Origin of the sequence: Pedobacter sandarakinus, assembly GCF_026240095.1 — a bacterium.
Lineage (GTDB): Bacteria > Bacteroidota > Bacteroidia > Sphingobacteriales > Sphingobacteriaceae > Pedobacter > Pedobacter sandarakinus.
This window is the reverse complement of the sequence record NZ_JAPIVG010000005.1, coordinates 175,817-195,910: the sequence shown is the minus strand read 5'-3', so window position 1 is coordinate 195,910 and position 20,094 is coordinate 175,817. Positions and strand designations below refer to the sequence as shown.

11 protein-coding genes are annotated in these 20,094 nt (G+C 38.9%); 4 read left to right on the top strand and 7 right to left on the bottom strand.

What is annotated here, in order from left to right; all coding sequences use genetic code 11:
• Positions 1-49: 49 nt before the first annotated feature.
• Positions 50-700, bottom strand: a complete 651-nt coding sequence (locus tag OQ268_RS14690; RefSeq protein ID WP_265857123.1) for a DUF1349 domain-containing protein — start codon at positions 698-700, stop codon at positions 50-52.
• Between the two features lie 93 nt (positions 701-793).
• Between OQ268_RS14690 and OQ268_RS14685 the strand changes: the two genes are divergently transcribed.
• A complete protein-coding gene (locus OQ268_RS14685; RefSeq protein WP_265857121.1) occupies positions 794-1,558 on the top strand; it encodes a response regulator transcription factor in 765 nt (254 codons plus the stop codon).
• On the opposite strand, the gene OQ268_RS14680 is transcribed toward OQ268_RS14685, so the two are convergent.
• The 4 genes from OQ268_RS14680 to OQ268_RS14665 form a co-directional block, all read right to left on the bottom strand.
• Entirely contained in the window at positions 1,559-2,647 is a 1,089-nt protein-coding gene (locus OQ268_RS14680) for an acyl-CoA dehydrogenase family protein (RefSeq protein WP_265857120.1), read from the bottom strand.
• 36 nt (positions 2,648-2,683) lie between these two features.
• Entirely contained in the window at positions 2,684-3,304 is a 621-nt protein-coding gene (gene pnuC, locus OQ268_RS14675) for a nicotinamide riboside transporter PnuC (RefSeq protein ID WP_265857118.1), read from the bottom strand.
• A 420-nt stretch (positions 3,305-3,724) separates the two neighbouring features.
• Positions 3,725-6,604, bottom strand: coding sequence for a DNA gyrase/topoisomerase IV subunit A (locus tag OQ268_RS14670; RefSeq protein WP_265857117.1), 2,880 nt, complete (start codon positions 6,602-6,604; stop codon positions 3,725-3,727).
• Between the two features lie 292 nt (positions 6,605-6,896).
• Positions 6,897-7,385, bottom strand: a complete 489-nt coding sequence (locus OQ268_RS14665) for a cytidine deaminase (RefSeq protein WP_265857115.1) — start codon at positions 7,383-7,385, stop codon at positions 6,897-6,899.
• A 146-nt stretch (positions 7,386-7,531) separates the two neighbouring features.
• On the opposite strand from OQ268_RS14665, the gene OQ268_RS14660 reads away from it, so the two are divergent.
• The 3 genes from OQ268_RS14660 to OQ268_RS14650 are packed head-to-tail and all read left to right on the top strand — an operon-like array spanning position 7,532 to position 15,859.
• Positions 7,532-12,529, top strand: a complete 4,998-nt coding sequence (locus OQ268_RS14660) for a translocation/assembly module TamB domain-containing protein (RefSeq protein ID WP_265857113.1) — start codon at positions 7,532-7,534, stop codon at positions 12,527-12,529.
• Positions 12,513-14,828 (top strand): translocation and assembly module lipoprotein TamL, encoded by a 2,316-nt coding sequence (tamL, locus tag OQ268_RS14655; RefSeq protein WP_265857111.1) that lies wholly within the window; start codon positions 12,513-12,515, stop codon positions 14,826-14,828. The genes OQ268_RS14660 and tamL overlap by 17 nt, the downstream gene beginning before the upstream one ends.
• Positions 14,829-14,836: 8 nt before the next feature.
• Positions 14,837-15,859 (top strand): YihY/virulence factor BrkB family protein, encoded by a 1,023-nt coding sequence (locus tag OQ268_RS14650; RefSeq protein WP_265857109.1) that lies wholly within the window; start codon positions 14,837-14,839, stop codon positions 15,857-15,859.
• Positions 15,860-15,881: 22 nt separating this feature from the next.
• On the opposite strand, the gene OQ268_RS14645 is transcribed toward OQ268_RS14650, so the two are convergent.
• Positions 15,882-18,020: an ATP-binding protein gene (locus OQ268_RS14645; RefSeq protein ID WP_265857107.1), complete on the bottom strand. Its 2,139-nt coding sequence runs from the start codon at positions 18,018-18,020 to the stop codon at positions 15,882-15,884.
• A 40-nt stretch (positions 18,021-18,060) separates the two neighbouring features.
• Positions 18,061-19,929, bottom strand: coding sequence for a DNA topoisomerase IV subunit B (locus tag OQ268_RS14640; protein ID WP_265857106.1), 1,869 nt, complete (start codon positions 19,927-19,929; stop codon positions 18,061-18,063).
• Positions 19,930-20,094: the final 165 nt, after the last annotated feature.

Genomic DNA, 20,094 nt, shown 5'->3' with positions numbered 1-20,094 from the left:
GCCTGCATCATGAGAATGATCAGGCTCTTTTACTTTGTAATGCTTTATTTTAATTTTCGTTCTTTTTTAACCACTCTAATCTTCGTTGGTCTGGTAAGTGCTTAACTTTAAAATTCTCGAACTTGGCTTTAAAGCCATTTCCATCTGGGCTTGCCGCCATTAATCCCACCATTACCGGCTTGTTATCTTGGAGATTTGCATTACGCAACATCAGGTAATTTTTATCATCATAAGAATAAAATATTTCTACTGCATCTAATCTTCGAACCGCTTTTATCCATAAAAATGGGGGTGTTTTATCTAAGGTTGTTACACTCCAGTCGCTCGTTCTATGTGTCACAACCGTACTCAGGTTATATTTTCCATCAACAAACTCAATTCCTGTTTTAATATAGTTTTCGTTATCAATGCGGATCATTAAACCCATTTGATCAAAACGGGCTTTATATTCTCCGGTTATCTTTACCTTAACTTCAAACTCGCCACCGTAAGTAGCATAATAAAATGGAGCATCATCAACCGTGAAACCATAGTGTGAGATTCTCCAGTAATCGCTTTGTGGTGTTACAAACATGGTAAGGGCATTATTGTTTATCTCCCACTTTTCTGGTTCATTAAACCATTGCATTTTATCTAAGCTTTGTGCAAGGCCAGTTTGCACCATTGCTAATGTTATGATGCTTAAAATAATTTTTTTCATTTGTTCTTTGAGTTAATAACCATATTTATATTTACGCTAACGAAGGTAGAGAACAAGAAGCAGGCCGGCAATACTGATAAATAACCATAGACAATGAATATCATAAATACGTTAAATGAGAAATTACTTAACCAAGTATTTAATGAAGGTCATGACAAGGTAGTAGGTTTAGCGCACTATCAATATATGGCTTTTATGTATGCAGAAATAGAAAATTCAATCGCCGTCCTTAGCGATATGAAAACAAATAAGAGTTATATTTATCATGGGGGTGTTGCTAAAGAATTGGGCCTTTCCGTGCAAAATAATTCCTCGGAAATAAATACGATATGGGAAGAAGTGATTTTCAGTAAGATTCATCCTGACGATTTGCTTGATAAACATTTACTGGAACTGCAGTTCTTCAATATGATAAAGAATATGCCCATTAAAGATAGAGCCAACTATCATGTGAGCAGTAGAATTCGAATACTGAACAAAGATGACGAATATACGTTCATTAAACATCGCATGTTCTATGTATCAAGTTTGCCAAATGGTAGCTTATGGCTGGCGCTGTGCCTGTATAATTTGCTTGATGAGGAGTTCACCATTAACAAACCACACCGGCTGATTGTAAATTCTGCCACAGGGGAAATTCTAAAGCCCGACAACCAAAAATCATCTAATATTTTATCACTAAGAGAGAAAGAAATTCTCCAACTTATTAGAAAAGGCAAAATGAGCAAAGAAATTGCCGATGCATTTCAAATAAGCATCAACACAGTAAATCGCCACCGACAAAACATATTGGAGAAACTTAGGGTTAATAATTCACATGAAGCCTGTAGAATTGCCGAGATTATGCAGTTGATATAATTAGTTTTCAAAGGTGAGTAAAGCGTGCTGACTTGCCGTATGAAGGTCTCGCCAAACCCTGTTAATTTCTGATTCTTTCTTGGCCGCTTCCAACCCGCAATATGGAAAAAGCATATCGCTTGCTTTCCTGCAAGCATGGGCAAGCTTTCTACTGCACAAACTTACTTCTTTAAGTAGCTCTTCTGCGATAGTACCATCTGAAATTAGCTGTTCCCAAGATTGATCAAAAACTTTATAAAATATGGCTCTCAAATCCTTTACTTCCTTTTTGCAATAGCTAAGCTCCTTATTAAAATAGGCAATTTGATCTGCATTATACCTTCGTAAACCAGAGCGTGCAAAGAAAGAAGCTTCTACCAACCTGATAAAGTGATTGCACATACCTAAACTGTTTACCGCCAACGTTGTTTCAGCAAGTTGCAAAAACGGATAATCAAAACCTTGGTCGGCCACTTCAATCGTATCGTTAATTTTGAAAGTTCTATTTTCAGGGACTTGTAAATTCGATACTTCGAAAGCATGGCTGCCTGTGGCAATTAAGCCAAAGTACGACCAACCAGACAAAATTTCTACCTCATCCCTTTTCAGGATAAAAGACATAATTTTTGGCTGGCCATCTGCATCTAAAATTTCAATCCCTTGTTCATCTTCTAAAACACAATTGGCAGTAAAAATGGTCGCATGCAGCGCCCCGCTCGCATATTTCCAGTGGCCATTTATCAGATAACCCCCAGCTGTTTTCCTTGCGTTACCGCCCACGGCACCACTGCCGGCAAAACAAACGGTTCGATCTGCAAAAACTTCGGCAGCTAAAGTAGGGTCCAAAAACCCTGCAAACCAGGCAGCGCCTGCACACAAAGTTATCGTCCATCCTAAGCTTCCATCGGCCTCAGCCAGTTCTTCCTCTAACCTTAAAATTTCTGGCAATTTTTTACCTGGTCCGCCGTAAATTTCAGGAACAAAAAGTTTAAACCAGTTTTCTTGATAAGCAAGGGCTAAGATTTCTGGATGCAACTCGCCCATTTGTTCAGATGCTGCAGCAAATTTATTTACTATCTCTTGCCAATTAGGTGTTAAGGTATCTTGCATATAATGAAGTGTGAAATCAGGAGGTTGAAATTCGTTTTAGGCTACAGCAAACTTTCTTTTGCCGAGAATTTTTTTCCATTCTAAGAACCCAAAAATGGCTACCACAAAAAGAAAAGTAGTTAAGCATGCCATTAATGGAAGTTTCTTATGCACCAAGAGCGGAATCGCGACGATGTTCGAAATATTCAGAAATATCCAGTTCTCGATTTTCCGCTTAGCTAAAAGCCACATTCCTGCCCATGCCGTTGCAGATACAAATGCATCCAACAATGGAACATCCGAATCGGTGTGATTTTTCAACACAAAATAAAAGACCAAAAATCCAATTATAGAAATTAGCACTGCAATCATCAGTTCCCTATTAGTGCTCCAGGCAACCTGGTTTTCACCGTCAAGTTTTCGCTTTTTCCAGATGGCCCATCCATACGCACTCATAACCAAATAATAAATACTTAGCAGCATTTCTGCATAGAGTTTCACATTCAAAAGGAGGAACATTGACAACAATATGGATACGATCCCGGTAGGGTACAGCCAGATGTTATTTCGTTTAGCTAACAAAACCTCTACCACACCGAAGGCCACGGCTAGCCATTCTACCCACGAGGTATGCGAAATTTGTTCTTGAAAAAGCTTAAACCATGCTTGAAAGTTCATTTACAATACTTTTTGCCTTGGTGGCTATAAAAAAATAATGAAAACTGCTTTCGGGGCAAAACAGCATTGTAAATTTAACCTCTTCCCTACGCCGGCATTATCCGAATCAGGTGCTTTTGAAAGGCCGAAGGTGTAGGGTTAAAAGGTGAAAGGAAAACCTTACGCCTTAAGCCTTACAGCTTAAACCTCCAAAATGGGTATCATCTCAGCCTGCAAAATTAATGGGTAATGTTACAAGCACCCCTTTGAGTAAGGCAAATATAGTTTTTTAACGGGAAGTTGGTGTTTTTTATTGAGTTTGTTACCAAAAGATGAAAAGGAATTTTGATTGCGCAAGATATTGCTATGTAGACAAAAAGCCTCTAATGCTTTGTGAGCTTGCATTAGAGGCTTTGATATTTCAAATGATTTAGGTGTCTGTTAGAACAACCCTAACTGTCCTTTATCATCAATCTCAATATCATCAGGATTTGTGATCTCAAAATCCACCTTTTTACTAGCTTTCTCTTCGCCTTTTTGCTGCGCCGGCTTGCTAGACACTGCTGGCTCAGGTTCTTCTATGGTTTCTTCAACCGCCATAGTATCAACCGTTTCATTATCCGAAACCGGCTTATCGCTAGCCTGCTGTTCTATATTTCTTTCGAACTTTGGCTTTTGAGCATTGAGTTTATCATCAACCTTGGCTGGCGGTTCAACCACTGTTAATCCCTCTTTCTGCTGATCAGCATCTTCCAGATCGGCTGGTTCTACAGGCAAATCATCTGCTAATTGTTCTATGTCAGGTCCGGATTCCTCTATTTCAGTTTCGGGCTCATCCAACACAACTTTCTGCACATCATGTGGCGATAAGCGATTGCCATTAGCTTTTAAACCCTTAACATCAATAAGCTCGGCCAATACAAGGTCTAGCGTTTCGGGTATCTGTGTCTTCCCTTTCAAAACCTCAACAACGAGCTTTGCGGCTGGGTTTGCAGTTAAAAACAGTAAGCGGGATTTAGGCTCCTCGCTAATGAAAATGGTCTTTCTTCCCACCGATTGCAATTCGAAAACAAAACGTTTAACAAAATAATTTTGTGCCTTTCCATCAAAATGGACCGCAGCAAATATTTTTTGTGGATCAAATTGTTCAATTAAGAGCAGGCCATCATCAAAGTGGTTACTCAATTCAAAAGTGCTCAGCTCGTAATGCCCATCCTGGTGAACTTGCAAGATGCGGTCGTCTCCATCAAACTCACCTAGGTATTTCCCTCTTCCGTCTACGTTAAGCCTTTTAAGTAATTCATCGTACCAGATTTTAAGACCCGATAAGGTAGATACACCCTTACTTTTAAGTATAATTTTCTTAACCGGATATTTAGACACGATGTTTCCTTGCGAACCGCGACCTTTAATCGCCACTTCGGCAAAATCTAAGTCGAACTGTAATTTACGCAATTTGGAATGCGGTTTCAGTGCTACATTTACAATTTCTGCTTCCCCATTTGGGTTGGCGGTAAAGTACAACACTTTCGAACCTTTTGTGCCTTTGGTTAAATCGTATTCCTTATCGCGGGTAACACCCACCACTGCAAAACGCTTATTGTAAGAGGTACCACTGCTGCCATCTTTATATACCATATTGTAAATGGTACGCTCATCGTTCTTTTTAAAAACCTGCGCATGGATTACGCCTTTACCCACAAAGGTTTTTTCGGCTACTTTGGTAATTAGGCACTTGCCATCCTCCCTAAAAACGATCACCTCATCAATATCCGAGCAATCGGCAACAAACTCGTCCTTACGCAAACTTGTACCAATAAACCCATCCTCCCGGTTAACATAGAGTTTAACGTTTGCTAAAGCTACTTTAGAAGCTTCCACTTTATCGAACAAACGAATTTCAGTTTTCCGTTCGCGGCCTTTACCATATTTATCTTTCAGTTTTTGGAACCATGCAATGGTATAGTCCGTTAGGTGTTTTAAGTGATTTTTGACCACCTTAATCTCATCTTCCAGATTTTTCATCTGCTCATCCGCCTTTTTCACATCAAAACGGGTGATGCTACTCATGGGCTTATCAATAAGCTTCTTAAAATCTTCCGGCAAAATCTCACGGTAAAGCGTTGGCTTAAAGGGATCGAACAATACATGCAACACCGCAACAACGGTATCGAAATTGGCAGAATTTTCATATTCAGGGTTTTTGTACATCCCCTCCTGAATAAATATTTTAAGTAAAGAGCTAAAGAAAATTTTCTCCTGCAATTCGTGCAGTCTAATTTCCAGCTCTTTTTTAAGTAAGCTTTTGGTATGCTTTGTATTTTCAATTAAGATGTCGTTCACACTCAAAAAGTGCGGCTTATCATCGAGAATAATACAGGTATTTGGAGAAATGGAAACTTCGCAAGCTGTAAATGCGTAAAGTGCATCTATTGTTACATCTGGAGATATGCCCGGCGCCAAGTGAACTAAAATTTCTACATTAGCGGCGGTGCTGTCTTCAATTTTTTTAATTTTAATCTTGCCCTTGTCATTGGCCGCCAGAATACTATCTATAACCGAACTGGTTGTCGTGCTGTAGGGCACCTCGGTAATTACCAATGTCTTCTTATCTTTTTCAGTAATTTTTGCTCTTACTCTAATCTTCCCACCACGCTGGCCTTCGTTGTAGTTAGAAAAATCAGCCATACCACCCGTAAAGAAATCAGGTAATATATTCGGGCGGCTACCTCTTAACACCTCAATGGATGCATCAAGCAGCTCATTAAAATTATGGGGCATAACCTTAGTGGCCAAACCAACGGCAATACCCTCTGCTCCTTGCGCCAATAGCAACGGAAACTTAACAGGCAAGGTAATTGGTTCGTTATTACGCCCATCGTAACTGAGTTGCCATTCAGTGGTATCGGGATTAAACACCACTTCGTTCGCAAATTTAGAAAGGCGGGCCTCAATGTACCGCGGTGCAGCTGCACTATCGCCGGTTATTGGGTCGCCCCAGTTGCCTTGCATATCAATCAGCAAATCTTTCTGACCAATCTGCACCATGGCATCACCAATAGAAGCATCACCATGAGGGTGGTACTTCATAGTATTACCAATTACATTTGCAGCCTTGTTAAAGCGTCCATCATCCATCTCTTTAAGTGAATGCATAATGCGCCGTTGAACAGGTTTTAATCCATCATGAATATGCGGAACAGCCCGATCTAGAATTACATAAGACGCATAATCGAGAAACCAGTTTTCGTATAAACCGTTAATTGGGGTTATGGTATGTTTGTGTTCTTCGTTTATGTTTGGGTCTAATTCTTCACTCATTTATCTACAAAAATTGGCAGCTGTAAATATAATAAAATGATTGTACTGCATAAATATTGGTTATTCACATTTAAGCCCGTAAAAATTAAAAGCTGATTTCGAAAAGCAGTTTCATTCACCATTTTTAACGTTTGCTCCTCCCTTCCGCTAAATCTTTTTGCCTTCCTCCTGCGCCTAACCACCGCTGGCAAAAAGGATATCGCTTCAGTTAGGTTTAGTAACAAAAAGCTGTGCTAGTCAACCCAGGTTGCCCACCTAATGTTAAGAAAATCAAAATTTGTGGTATTGGTGGTTAGCGTTCTAATCTATCTTCTACAAAAGAAAAGGGCAATAAGCTTTGTACGCTTGGCACCTTTAAAATTTCGCCATTCAGGCAGTAAAATAATACCGAGATTGGTTTATGCTGTTTACGTTCAAATTCAGCCATTACTTGCAGGCAACCCCCACAAGAGGTAATTGGTTTTAAAATTTCAAAACTATCTGTTTGGGCTGTAATCGCCATGCTTTCAATTACCGCATCCGGGTATTGTGCTCCAATCGAAAATAGTGCAACCCGCTCGGCACATAAACCAGATGGATAGGCCAGATTTTCCTGGTTGCTCCCCAAAACAATCGATTCATTTTGCAGCCGGATGGCCGTTCCAACCCGGAATTTTGAATATGGTGAGTATGAAGTTTCCAACGCTTGCACTGCCGATAAACACAGCTGCTGATCTTGTGCGCTTAAGTCATCAATATCCGCATACTGTTCAAAACTTATGTTCAGATTTAATAATTTCATTTATAATCAATTACAACCGCAGGATGTTAAATTTTTACAGCGGGCGAACAATTTAGTTTATTTTTTGTATTTATTATAGTCATGCTATATAATTTTACGATTCTGGCATACATTTAGCATTTTAGAACCACCAAACACATTCCGCTTTGAATAAATACGTACGCAAAAGTTTAAAAGTTTTACTTTGGGTTATTGCCTCAATTATATTGCTTGTTGTAGCAATCGCTTTGTCGCTCAATATCCCGGCAGTGCAAAACTTCGTGAAGGGAAAAGCAATCAATTACCTTAAAAATAAGACCAAAACCGAGGTTAGTTTAGAGAGTATTAAAATTGCCTTGCCAAAAGATGTGGTATTAAATAAATTCTACATTGAAGATCGAAAAGGCGACACACTATTATATGCCGAAAAGTTGGCAGTGGATATTAGCTTATTTAAACTCTTAAAAAATACAGTCGAAGTAAATAACATCGAACTCAAAACAATAAGGGCAAATGTAACACGTATTAGTCCCGATACCACGTTCAACTTCTCTTTTCTCGTTGATGCTTTTATGAGCGATCAAAAGAAACCTGAAGAAAAAGTAGATCAAGACACCACTTCTACGCTCAAATTTTCTGTCGATAAAGTTTCATTTGAAGATATTGGCATCACCTACCGAGATGACGTTGCAGGGAACGACGTAAAACTATACCTCGGGGCCTTCAAAACGAAGCTGAAAACCTTCGATTTAGCCAACCAACATTATGTTATTCGCGATTTGGCCTTAAACAATACCTCGCTGCGCTATCTGCAGCAAAAACCATTGGTAACTTTGGTTCAGCATGTAACAAATAGTGTAGATAGCAGCGAAAAAGCGACCGGAAAATTACCTTTAATAGAGGTAGAAAATTTTGCATTCAATAATGTGAAGGTAAATTACGATGACCAGATTTCTACTACCAAAGCGGTTGCTGATGTAAACGAATTGGGCTTGGTAGATTTAAAAGTAGATTTAACCAACAGCAAATACACCGTTGGCGATGCCAAATTAAATAAATCGAACATTCTTTTCGCTTTCAAACCCGCACCAAGCAACGATTTAAAAAAGGTTAAGGATACAGTTGCACCTCAAAAATCACCGCTAGGTTTGCTCATCAAAAACATCAGCCTTGCTGATAATAGTTTCCAATTCGATAACCTGGCAGCAAAACCGGCAGCAAAGGGAATGGATTTTAATCACCTTAAAATTACCAACCTAAATTTTGGTGCTGGTGATGTGAGTTATAGTGCAGATGGCATAAAAGCAAATGTAAAAAATGGCTCTTTAAATGAGAAAAGTGGGTTTGCGCTGAACGTATTAAAAGGTGATGCCATCTATAACGATAAGCAGATTAAGCTGAGCAACTTCGTGCTGAAAACCCCGAATACGAATATCGAGAATAGTACTGAATTAAACTTTACCTCCATGGATGACCTTACAAAACATCCTGAAAGAGTGAAATTGGCACTCAGTTTTAAAAATACCGCTATTGGGTTGAAAGATGCCGGTTACTTTAGCGATGCAATTCCTGCGAATTATCGAAATGAAAAAATTACGCTCAACGCTGATGTAAATGGCTACCTGAATAATTTGAATATTCCAAAACTACAAATTACAGGTCTAAAAAATACGCAGATAGATATCAGTGGTACCGCGAAGGGTTTACCAGATATTAACAAAACGTACCTCAACCTGAACATTAAAAAATTATATGTTACCAAAAACGATATCCTGGTAGCGGTTCCCCGTAAATCTCTTCCGCCGAGCATCGAATTGCCAAATGTAATTAACGCCCGTGGTAATTTCAAAGGTTCAATGACGGATTTCAACACGAATATGAATATCCAGACCGACATGGGTGGTGCGGTGTTAACTGCATCGATGAATGGTCCGAAAGGTCGCGAACGATACAAAGCAGATGTTAGCCTAAATAACTTCAATGTAGGCAGATTATTAAAAATGCAACCTAAATTAGGCCGTGTAACGGTTAAAGCCGATGTGGCAGGTACGGGTTTAGACCCTAAAAAAATCAATGCAAAATTTAATGCCAGAGTTATCAATGCCTATTACAATAAATATACTTACCGCAATTTAAATTTGGCCGGAACTTATGCTAATCAAAATGTTGCGATAAAAAGTAGCATGCCAGATAGCAATGCTAATTTTAAACTCGATGCTAATGTGAGTCTTGGCGGCAAATATCCGGCAGTTAAGGCTAATTTAGATCTAAAACAGGTAAACCTACAAGCTTTAAATTTCAGCCCAACGGTATTAAGTGCTGCTGGCCTAATTAATGTTGATTTGAAAACGGCAGATGCCGACTACCTCAATGGTTCGGTAGATGTAACCGGATTGCAGGTGGTAAAGGACCAGCAAAGAATCAACGTAGATACCATTTCTGTAAGGGCAAAATCTACCGCAGAAGAAAATGAGCTAACCTTAAGATCGGAAATCCTTTCAGCTAAGATTGATGGAAAATATCAATTAACCAAAGTTGGCAGTGCAGTCATCAATGAGATTAATAAGTATTATACTTTCGGACAGGTAGCTAAAATACTCGATCAGCGTTTACGTTTTAATATTCAGGTTTACGATTCTAAGCTATTAAAACAATTTGTTCCTGAACTTACTGTCTTTAAATCATCTCAATTTTATGGCTTAATTGATACCCAAAAAGATAGCCTACAAATTAAGGGAAACTTCCCCCAGGTGGTTTACGGCGATTTTAAAGTAGATACAACAGTAATAGATATTAATAATGCCAATAATAGATTGGCCTATGCGCTAACAGTTAAAAGTTTGCAAAGCCCTTCCATATCATTGTTTAATACAGAAATAAGCGGTGCTGCTGCCAATAACAACTTGGGCGTAAATGTTTTCTTAAGAGATAGGCAATTAAGAGATAAATATGTAATTGGCGGTAATTTCCAATCCATTAATAAAGATTTTAAATTTAGCCTCGACCCACAAAAACTTTTATTAGACTATCAGAAATGGGTCGTTTCCCAGGACAACTTCATCCAGTTTGGTCAATCTGGCATTTTGGTTAATCAATTTGCTATCAGCAACAGTGGGCAGTCGCTATCAATTAATAGTAACCCTTCACAGCCCAATGCGCCATTAAATGTAGAGTTTAAAGATTTCCAATTGGAAACCCTAACCAAATTTGCAGAGACTGATACCACGCTGGTGGGTGGACGCTTAAATGGAACCGCGAAAGTAGCAGATTTGGCATCTACACCGAAGTTTGAAGCTAACCTTACTATTGATCAACTTCGCTACCAAAAAGATGAATTAGGAACTTTACGTGTGGCAGTAAACAATAACACTAAGAATGCTTTCGAAGTAAATGTAGCATTAACCGGCGTGCACGACCTTCGAGTAAATGGCTTCTATTACACTGCGCCTGAAAGTGCACTTGATTTGACGGTAAACATTGATAAGATTGAGATGAAGAATATCGAAAGCTTATCTCAAGGCCAGTTAAAGAATGGAACTGGAACGCTAACAGGGGCACTAACGGTGAAAGGTGCATTAACTGCACCCAAAATCTTAGGCGATTTAACCTTCAATAATGCCGGGATAAACGTAGCCTATGTTAACTCATATTTCCGTTTACCGAATGAAAAAATCTCGTTTACCAATGAGGGGATTAGCTTTAATAACTTTACAATGCTCGATTCGCTTAACCAAAAAGCAACGATTAATGGAAAAGTTTATACCAAAGATTACAAGAATTATCGCTTTGGTTTAGACCTTCGTATGAATAATTTCAGGGCTATTAACTCTACCGCTGCAGATAACGAGATGATTTACGGCACGGTTTTCATCACCAGCACAATTCGTGTGCGTGGAGATTTGAACCAGCCAGATGTTAACATGGATCTTAGGGTAAATAAAGGTACCAAGTTCTTTTTCGCCGTTCCGGCTAACGACCCCGCAGTTATCGATCAGGAAGGGATTGTTCAATTTATCGATGCAGATGCACCACCATTTAACGGTCAAAAAGCTTTGAAAGTAGATAGCATAAGTAAATCTCCGATAAAAGGCGTAAATCTGGTAGCCAAAATCAGTATAGACCCAGAGGCAGAGTTGAACGTAGTAGTAGACCCTTCTAATGGCGATGCATTAAACATTAAAGGCGATGCCGATTTAAACGCAACGATGGATCCTAGTGGAAAAATTAGTTTGACAGGTAGATATGAGGTTATCGATGGGTCTTACAACTTATCTGTTGGTCCGTTAGGTAAAAAGGAATTTAGATTGGTAAAAGGAAGTACCATTGTATGGACAGGAGAGCCAACCGCTGCAAACGTAAACCTTACAGCGATGTACGAGGTAAACGCGGCGCCGATAGACTTATTAAATCAGCCTGATTTAGTGCAGGCAAAAACAAAAATTCCTTTTCAGGTTTACCTGATGATGAAAGGCGAATTATTGAAGCCAATCATTTCTTTTAGGATAGACCTACCAGAAAACGAACGCGGAACGCAAATCGGAAGCTTGGCCTATACCAAGTTGCAAAATGTAAACAGAGATGAAAGTGAGTTGAACAAACAGGTTTTTGCTTTGTTGGCTTTAAACAGGTTCATTGCCAATAATCCTTTCCAAAGTTTAGCCGGTGGCGGCGGTGGGGTTTCTACCCTTGCTCGTTCGAGCGTAAGCAAATTATTAACCGAGCAGTTGAATAACCTTACTTCAGACTTAATCCAGGGAGTAGATCTTAATTTTGGTGTTAACTCATCCGAAGATTATTCTACTGGATCGTTAGAACAAAAAACTGATTTGGAAGTAGGCCTATCTAAGAAATTACTGAATGATCGTTTAACAGTAACGGTAGGAAGCTCTTTCGCCCTGGAAGGTCCGCAGGCACCTGGCGAAAAATCGACCGATATTGCGGGAAATGTTAATGTAGAATATGCATTATCAAATGATGGCAGGTATCGTTTAAGAGCCTATAGGAGAAACCAAAATGATGTGATTGTGCAAGGCCAAATAATAGAAACAGGTTTAGGATTTACACTAGTGGTAGACTATAACAAGTTTAGAGAGATATTCCAAAAGAAGAGAAATAGAAGAAATAGAAACATTGAACAGAGAGCACAAGATGAGACAACTAACTAGACCTATTTTATTTTTATTGGCCTGTTTAGTTTACGCGGGCTGTAGTAGTACAAAATCGCTAAAACCCGGACAAATTTTATATACTGGCGCAGAAGTGAAAATAAATCCCGATTCTTCGGGTAAAATTGCCAATGAAAAACAGGTAAAAACTGATTTGGAAAGTAAAACCAGGCCCAGACCAAACAAATCTATTCTGGGGATAAAATTTAAGCTGGGCATATATAACCTGGCCGGCGAACCTAAAAAACCGAAAGGTTTTAGAAATTGGTTACGTAGGCAAGGCGAACCGCCGGTTTTATTAAGTGAAGTTAAACTGAAATATAACAACGATGTATTAACGAGCTACCTTCTAAGCCAAGGCTACCTACAAGCTGCAGTAACTGGAGATACTGTAGTAAAAGATAAAAAAGGTAAAGCAATTTATACTGCCGAAACTGGCATCAGGTATAAAATTAATAAAGTTACCTTTCCACCAGATTCTGGCGTGTTGACGAAAATCATCAATACAAATAAAGATAAAACGCTTTTAAAAGTAGGTGATTTTTATGACTTAGATGTTTACAAAAACGAGCGAGTAAGGATAGATAACGACTTGAAAGAAAATGGGTATTTTTATTTCAGCCCAGACTATCTCATTATGCAAGTTGATAGTACCATCAGCAAAAACCTGGTAAATGTAAATATCAAAGTGAAAGATATCGCTCCAGATGCTGGGCTAAAACCTTACACCATTAAAAACATCAACATCTATCCGAATTATTCGCTGAGACGAGACAGTATCTTAAGAAATTTGACTCCGCTACCTTATAACGATTTCAGTATTTACGATGATAAGAATACCTTCAAGCCTCGTTTATTCGATCGCTTAGTATTCTTTCAAAAAGGCGAGCTGTACAATCGTAAAGATCACAATCAATCTTTAAATAGGATGGTAAATATTGGCGCATTTCAAGATGTGCGAGCAGAATTTTTACCTCTTGATAGTTTTAGAAACAACCAGCTGGACCTCAACATCTACCTTACACCACTTAAGAAAAATTCATTAACCTTTTCAGTTACAGGAACTAGTAAATCGAATAATTTTGTAGGTTCTGAAGTGAAGGTGACACAAACCACCAGGAATCTTTTTAGGGGTGCAGAGCAGTTGGATGTTAGCGCAAGTGGTGGTTTCGAAACTCAAGTTAAAGGAACATCAGTTGGGCGGAATTCACTTTCGCTAACAACCGAAGCCAAATTAACTTTTCCAAGATTCATTGTTCCCTTCTATAAACCGAACAGTACAAACGCTTTCATTCCTAAAACCATTGCATCTTTGTCTTACCAGATGCTAAATAGAGGTTCAGAATATACGTTACATGCTTTTAAGGGCGAATTTGGGTACAACTTTAAAGAAAATCAATACAAGGAGCATAACTTTAATCCGATATCAGTTAGCTACGTTTCTACCGGCTTTCCAGATTCAAATGCTAGAGATAGCTTGTTTAGAGCTAATCCCCTGTTAAGAACAACATTGCAAAATCAATTCATTATTGGAAGTAATTATAACTTTACCTTCACCAACCAAATGGAAACCAACCGCCGTAATAACACTTATTTCTTCGGATCGATAGAAACAGGCGGTAATCTTTGGGGCGCATTTGTTCCGAAAAATGATTTTGGCGAACGTACCTTATTCAATGTCCCCCTTTCTCAATTTGTAAGGGTGGAAGCGGATTTACGTGATTACTATAAAATTACACGTAACCTAACCTGGGCAAACAGGCTTAACTTAGGCTACGGATATGCTTACGGAAGCAGTACATCACTACCTTTTGTACGTCAATTCTTTGCAGGCGGAAGTAACGATATCCGGGCGTTTCCAGCCAGAACTTTAGGCCCCGGTACGTATAAAGTGCCAGACGATGCTTTTTTTGCAGATCAAGGTGGAGACATTAAACTGATGCTTAATTCAGAGTTAAGGTTTAAGCTGGTGAGCGTATTGTACGGCGCATTATTTGTAGACGCAGGAAACATTTGGCTTCGAAAAGAGGATCTTGGGGAACCCGGCAGACCCGAGACCGCAAGACTGGGATCTGGTTTCAAATTTAAGAATGCCCTTAGCGAACTTGCAGTTGGAACCGGTGCAGGACTTCGTGTAGATGCAACGATTTTTGTTATTAGGTTAGATGTGGCGTTTCCAGTTCGTAAACCGTATCTTGCTGAAGGACAACGTTGGGTTTTCGATGACATATCGTTTGGAAATAAAGACTGGCGCCGTCAGAATTTAATTTTTAATATTGGGATTGGATATCCTTTTTAATAGTCAGAATGAAGTTAATAAACAAAATCAAAAGTTTTTTTATAGCACTTTACCAACTTTTTATAGCTGCCGGCAAAGGTTTTGCTGAAGATAGAATAACAAAACTAAGTGCGTCTTTGGCATATTACACCATATTTTCACTTACGCCGCTAATCATTATCGTATTGTCTGCGGCAACGCTATTTTTCGGCGATGCCATGAACACCAGTACAAGAAACAAATTTTTTGCTCAGGTGAATGACATGGTCGGCCCTGAGGCTACAACCCAGATTCAGGGTTTTGTAGAACATGCCAACAAATCTGGCCAGTCTACCATCGGCCTAATTGTGGGTATTGCCACACTAATCATCGGATCTACGGCAATCTTCATCGAAATACAAGACAGCATTAACATGATTTGGAAGGTTAAAGCAATCCCCAAAAAAGGTTGGCTGAAAATGCTTACCAACAGGCTACTATCATTCTCACTGATCGTATCGATGGGTTTTCTGTTGCTGGTATCCCTGGTAATTAATAGCGTAGTTGTTGGTTTAGGCGATAAATTAACAGCCCTGATATCACAAACGGAGATAGATAAAGTGTTACCTGTTGCCGATAACACTATGGCTTTGCTTATTTACATTCTCAACAATGTAATAACACTTGCCGCCGTTACTGCAGTTTTTACAGTTATTTTTAAGGTATTGCCAGACGTAGTAATCAAGTGGAGATCGGCCATTTTAGGAGCGCTGTTTACAGCAATATTGTTCAGTCTGGGAAAATATCTCATCGGCATTTATATCGAGAAAGGCAATCCAGGTTCTGCATTCGGAGCAGCAAGTTCAATCATCGTCATTCTCCTGTGGATCTATTACACTTCAATTATTTTATATTTTGGAGCAGAATTCACCCAGGCCTATGCCGAAAAATACGATGGCGGAATTGCCCCGTCAAAATACGCGGTTTTTACTAAAATTACTATTGTAGAGAAGAAAGTAGATGTTTTACCTCCGCAGCATCCAGAAAATACAGTGAACGCACCAGAAAGTTAATGCGTATAAATTCTTTCCGTAATTAGGCTTTTAACAAGCGCATCACTTTATCCATTAGTTCTTGCTCTAAAAATGGTTTAAGCACCAGCTCGTTCATACCAGATGTGAGGTATTTTTCCCTATCCTCTTGCATTACGTTTGCCGTAACACCTAGAATTGGAGTGCGTTTTTTCGCTCCATCTAAATTGTTCCGAATGTTCTGGGTAAGTTCTATACCGCCCATTTCCGGCATTTGGATATCGGTCAATACCAAATCATAGTTGTTCTCTTCAAATAATTCAAGCGCCTCTTTACCATTATAGGCAGCATCCAAATTCACACTGTATTTTTTTAATATCGTACTTGCCAGTAGAATATTCAGCATATTATCATCTGCCAGCAAAATTCGCTTACCTGCAAGTGCGGCAACATCCCCTTTTACCCTCCCTTCGTTAATTATAAGGGGTTTTGTGGTAATTTCATATGGCAGGTCGAAAGAGAAAGTAGAGCCGGTCTTCTCTTCGCTGGTCACATTTATGGTGCCACCATGAAATTCTACAATCTTTTTGCAGATGGCTAAACCAAGGCCAGTACCTTGTTGTTTCTCTTTGGTTGATGAATAGTAGACTTGCGCAAACTCATCAAAAATGATTTTCTGATCTATAGGATTAATACCTAAGCCTGTATCTTTAATACTCACCTTTAAATTGGCCTTATTACTTTGGGTGATAACTAAATCTGCTGTTAAAGAAACCTCACCTGCTTTGGTAAATTTAATGGCATTGCTAAGTAGATTCATAATTAGCTGCTTCAAACGAAGTGGATCGCCCATAATATACACCTCGTTGTTGAAAGACATTTTCGATATGAAGCCAATCTTTTTCTTACCTGCTTGAATTTTCATACTTTCGAAAACATCAATTATCGCCACATACGGCGAAAATGCAACTCGATCTAAAATAACCTTTCCCGTTTCGTATTTCGAAAAATCAAGGATGTCATTCACCACATCCAGCAACATAACGGAAGAATTTCTAATGGCACCAACTTGCTGTTTTTCTTCGGTTTGGAGGTCGGCCTGACTTAGTTGCTCTGAAAACCCGATGATTGAATTAAGTGGCGTTCTGATTTCGTGACTCATATTGGCCAGGAACCGACTTTTCGATAGTGCATACAAGGTAGCCTTGTTGCTTACCTCTACCAGGGCCTTTTCATTTTTGTAGAAATTATAGATGGTAAAAAATACAAACAACAGTAAGCCCGTTGCAAACATTATCAGAATGAAAGAAAATCTGTCTAAATTTTCGATAGTACTGTAGGTAGAAACAGCAACCAATTGCCTAACGGCGTTATAATATTTGGTTTCACTGGCTTTATAATCTTTGAGTGTATTAACAATACTAGTTACCAATTGGTGATTGACTACCAAAAGCTGCTTTTCTTTCGTTTTTAATGTTTTGTTAATGCGGTAGAGACGTAGATAGTAATCGCTAACAGCCTTTAACTTCAATTTGTTATAAGCCAATTCTGCAGCGGCAGTTTTGTCAGAAACCGTTGTTTTAATAATGGTTATTTTAGCGCTGTCATTTGCTCTTTTGTTTTTAGATTTAATGGCGTCTACAATACGACCGAACATCCGTTTTTTATGTTGTACAGGAGGGGCAGATTTGATGGTATCAATTTTTACAACACTTTTAAACTGGTCGGCCTTAAAAGCTTTTACTGCGGGAATAGCATTCGCGGCAACACTATCAAACTGGAAAGAAAAATTAATTAAGCTATCCGATAATCGTTTAAGCTGGATAAATTGAAGTGTGCGTACCTTTTTCTGCCTGATTAAGGTTTCGAAATATGCAGATGATAATGGCTTTTCTTTTAGCTCTTCCTGCGCCAGGGAGTCGATCGTAACCGAAACCTCCATGATCTCTTTGGTAAATTGAAAATAATAATCCCGGTCGCCACTAACCACAAACATCCTACAATCGTTTTCTGCGTTGTAAAGTTTAAAAATACAATTGTCTAACCTTGAAAAATCATTGTGCACACGAACAATTTTATTTACCGATTTTAACAATGGTACTTTAGAGAAATTAACAAACAACCCGAGGGTTATTCCAAAAATCAACAAAATTAAAAATACAACAATCAGATATTTTCCTGCAGAGCTTTTAGTGGGTTTCAATGGCGTTAATTTAATTTTCGGATTAAATCACGTCGAAAATTTATGCTACTTCATCAATAATTTTAGGTTCTTCTTGCACTTCATCCTTCTCTACCCGGAGGTTTTTAATAATATGTTGTTGCCTGTCTGGGGTATTCTTACCCATGTAATATTCAAGCAAACTCTTAATGGTTTGATCTTTAAGAATTACAGGGTCTAGCCTGATATCCTTGCCAATGAACAAACCAAATTCATCGGGAGAAATCTCTCCCAAACCTTTAAAACGGGTAATCTCGGGTTTGTTACCTAACTTTTCAATTGCATTTCGACGTTCTTCATCACTATAACAATAAATGGTTTCTTTTTTATTTCGAACCCTGAATAATGGGGTTTGTAAAATATAAACATGTCCTGCTTTTACTAAATCAGGAAAAAACTGAAGAAAGAAGGTCATCATTAGCAATCTAATGTGCATGCCATCTACATCTGCATCGGTAGCAATAACGATGTTGTTGTAATGTAAGCCTTCCAAGCCATCTTCAATATTAAGGGCGTGTTGCAGCAGGTTAAATTCTTCATTCTCGTAAACCACTTTCTTGGTTAATTCATAGCAGTTAAGGGGCTTTCCTTTCAAACTAAATACGGCCTGGCAATCTACATCTCTAGATTTGGTAATGGATCCCGAAGCTGAGTCTCCCTCAGTAATAAAAAGCGTTGTTTCGTACCGCTTTTCGTGGGTAGAGTTGAAATGCACCTTACAATCGCGTAGCTTCTTATTGTGCAGCTGTGCTTTTTTCGCCCTATCGTTCGCAAGCTTTTTGATACCGGCAATGTCTTTGCGTTCTCTTTCAGATTGCATAATACGTTTAAGCAAGGCATCAGCTACTTCTGGATTTTTATGAAGATAATTATCTAACTCTTTCTTAACAAAATCATTAATGAAAGTAGCAACAGATGGGCCTTCCGGACCCATATTTTGCGAGCCGAGTTTGGTTTTTGTTTGCGATTCGAAAACCGGCTCTTGCACCCGCACGGAAATAGCTGCAATGATAGAGGAACGCACATCAGATGCTTCGAACTCTTTCTTAAAAAACTCCCTAACCGTTTTTACTACAGCAGCCCTAAATGCAGCCTGGTGTGTACCACCTTGCGTGGTGTGCTGGCCATTTACAAACGAGTGGTAATCTTCTCCGTATTGCTGGCCATGTGTCATGGCGATTTCTATGTCGGCACCCACCAAATGGATAATCGGATAACGAATTTCTTCTGGTTTGTTAAACTTCGAAAGCAAATCGTACAAACCCCGCTCAGAAAAATACTTCTGATTATTGAAATTGATGGTTAGGCCAGTGTTTAGAAACACATAGTTCCAAACCATACTCTCCACAAAATCAGGAATGTAATGGTAGTTCCTAAAAATTGTTTCATCTGGATAGAAGGTGATGGCTGTTCCATTACGCTGTGTAGTATCAATTACTGGCTGCTCATTTACAATCTCACCCTTAGAAAATTCTACTTTCTTAGTTTTTCCATCGCGGTAACTCTGAACCATAAAAGTAGTAGACAGGGCATTTACGGCTTTGGTACCTACCCCATTTAAGCCTACAGATTTCTGGAAAGCATTACTGTCGTATTTACCACCTGTATTAATCTTGCTTACACAGTCTATCACTTTGCCCAACGGTATCCCGCGACCATAATCGCGAACGTTTATTTTTTGCTCAGAAACGGTAATTTCGATGGTTTTGCCGGTGCCCATTACAAACTCATCGATAGAATTATCTACAATTTCCTTTAACAAAACATAAATACCATCATCCTGTGCAGAGCCATCACCAAGCTTACCAATATACATACCGGGGCGTAGTCTAATGTGTTCTTTCCAGTCTAATGATCGAATACTGTCGTCGTTATAAATTACTTCTGCCATAAATTTTTTATTTGTTTATCATTTCAATTGAAGTTTGTAACCATACAAATCAGCCAAGCCGAGGGATGATCGGAGTTTAGCTTTAACGTTCAAAATGATAATTATTCAGGGATGATTTGATAACGAGACACTTGGCTTCAATATGTTACACAACAGCCTCGAATA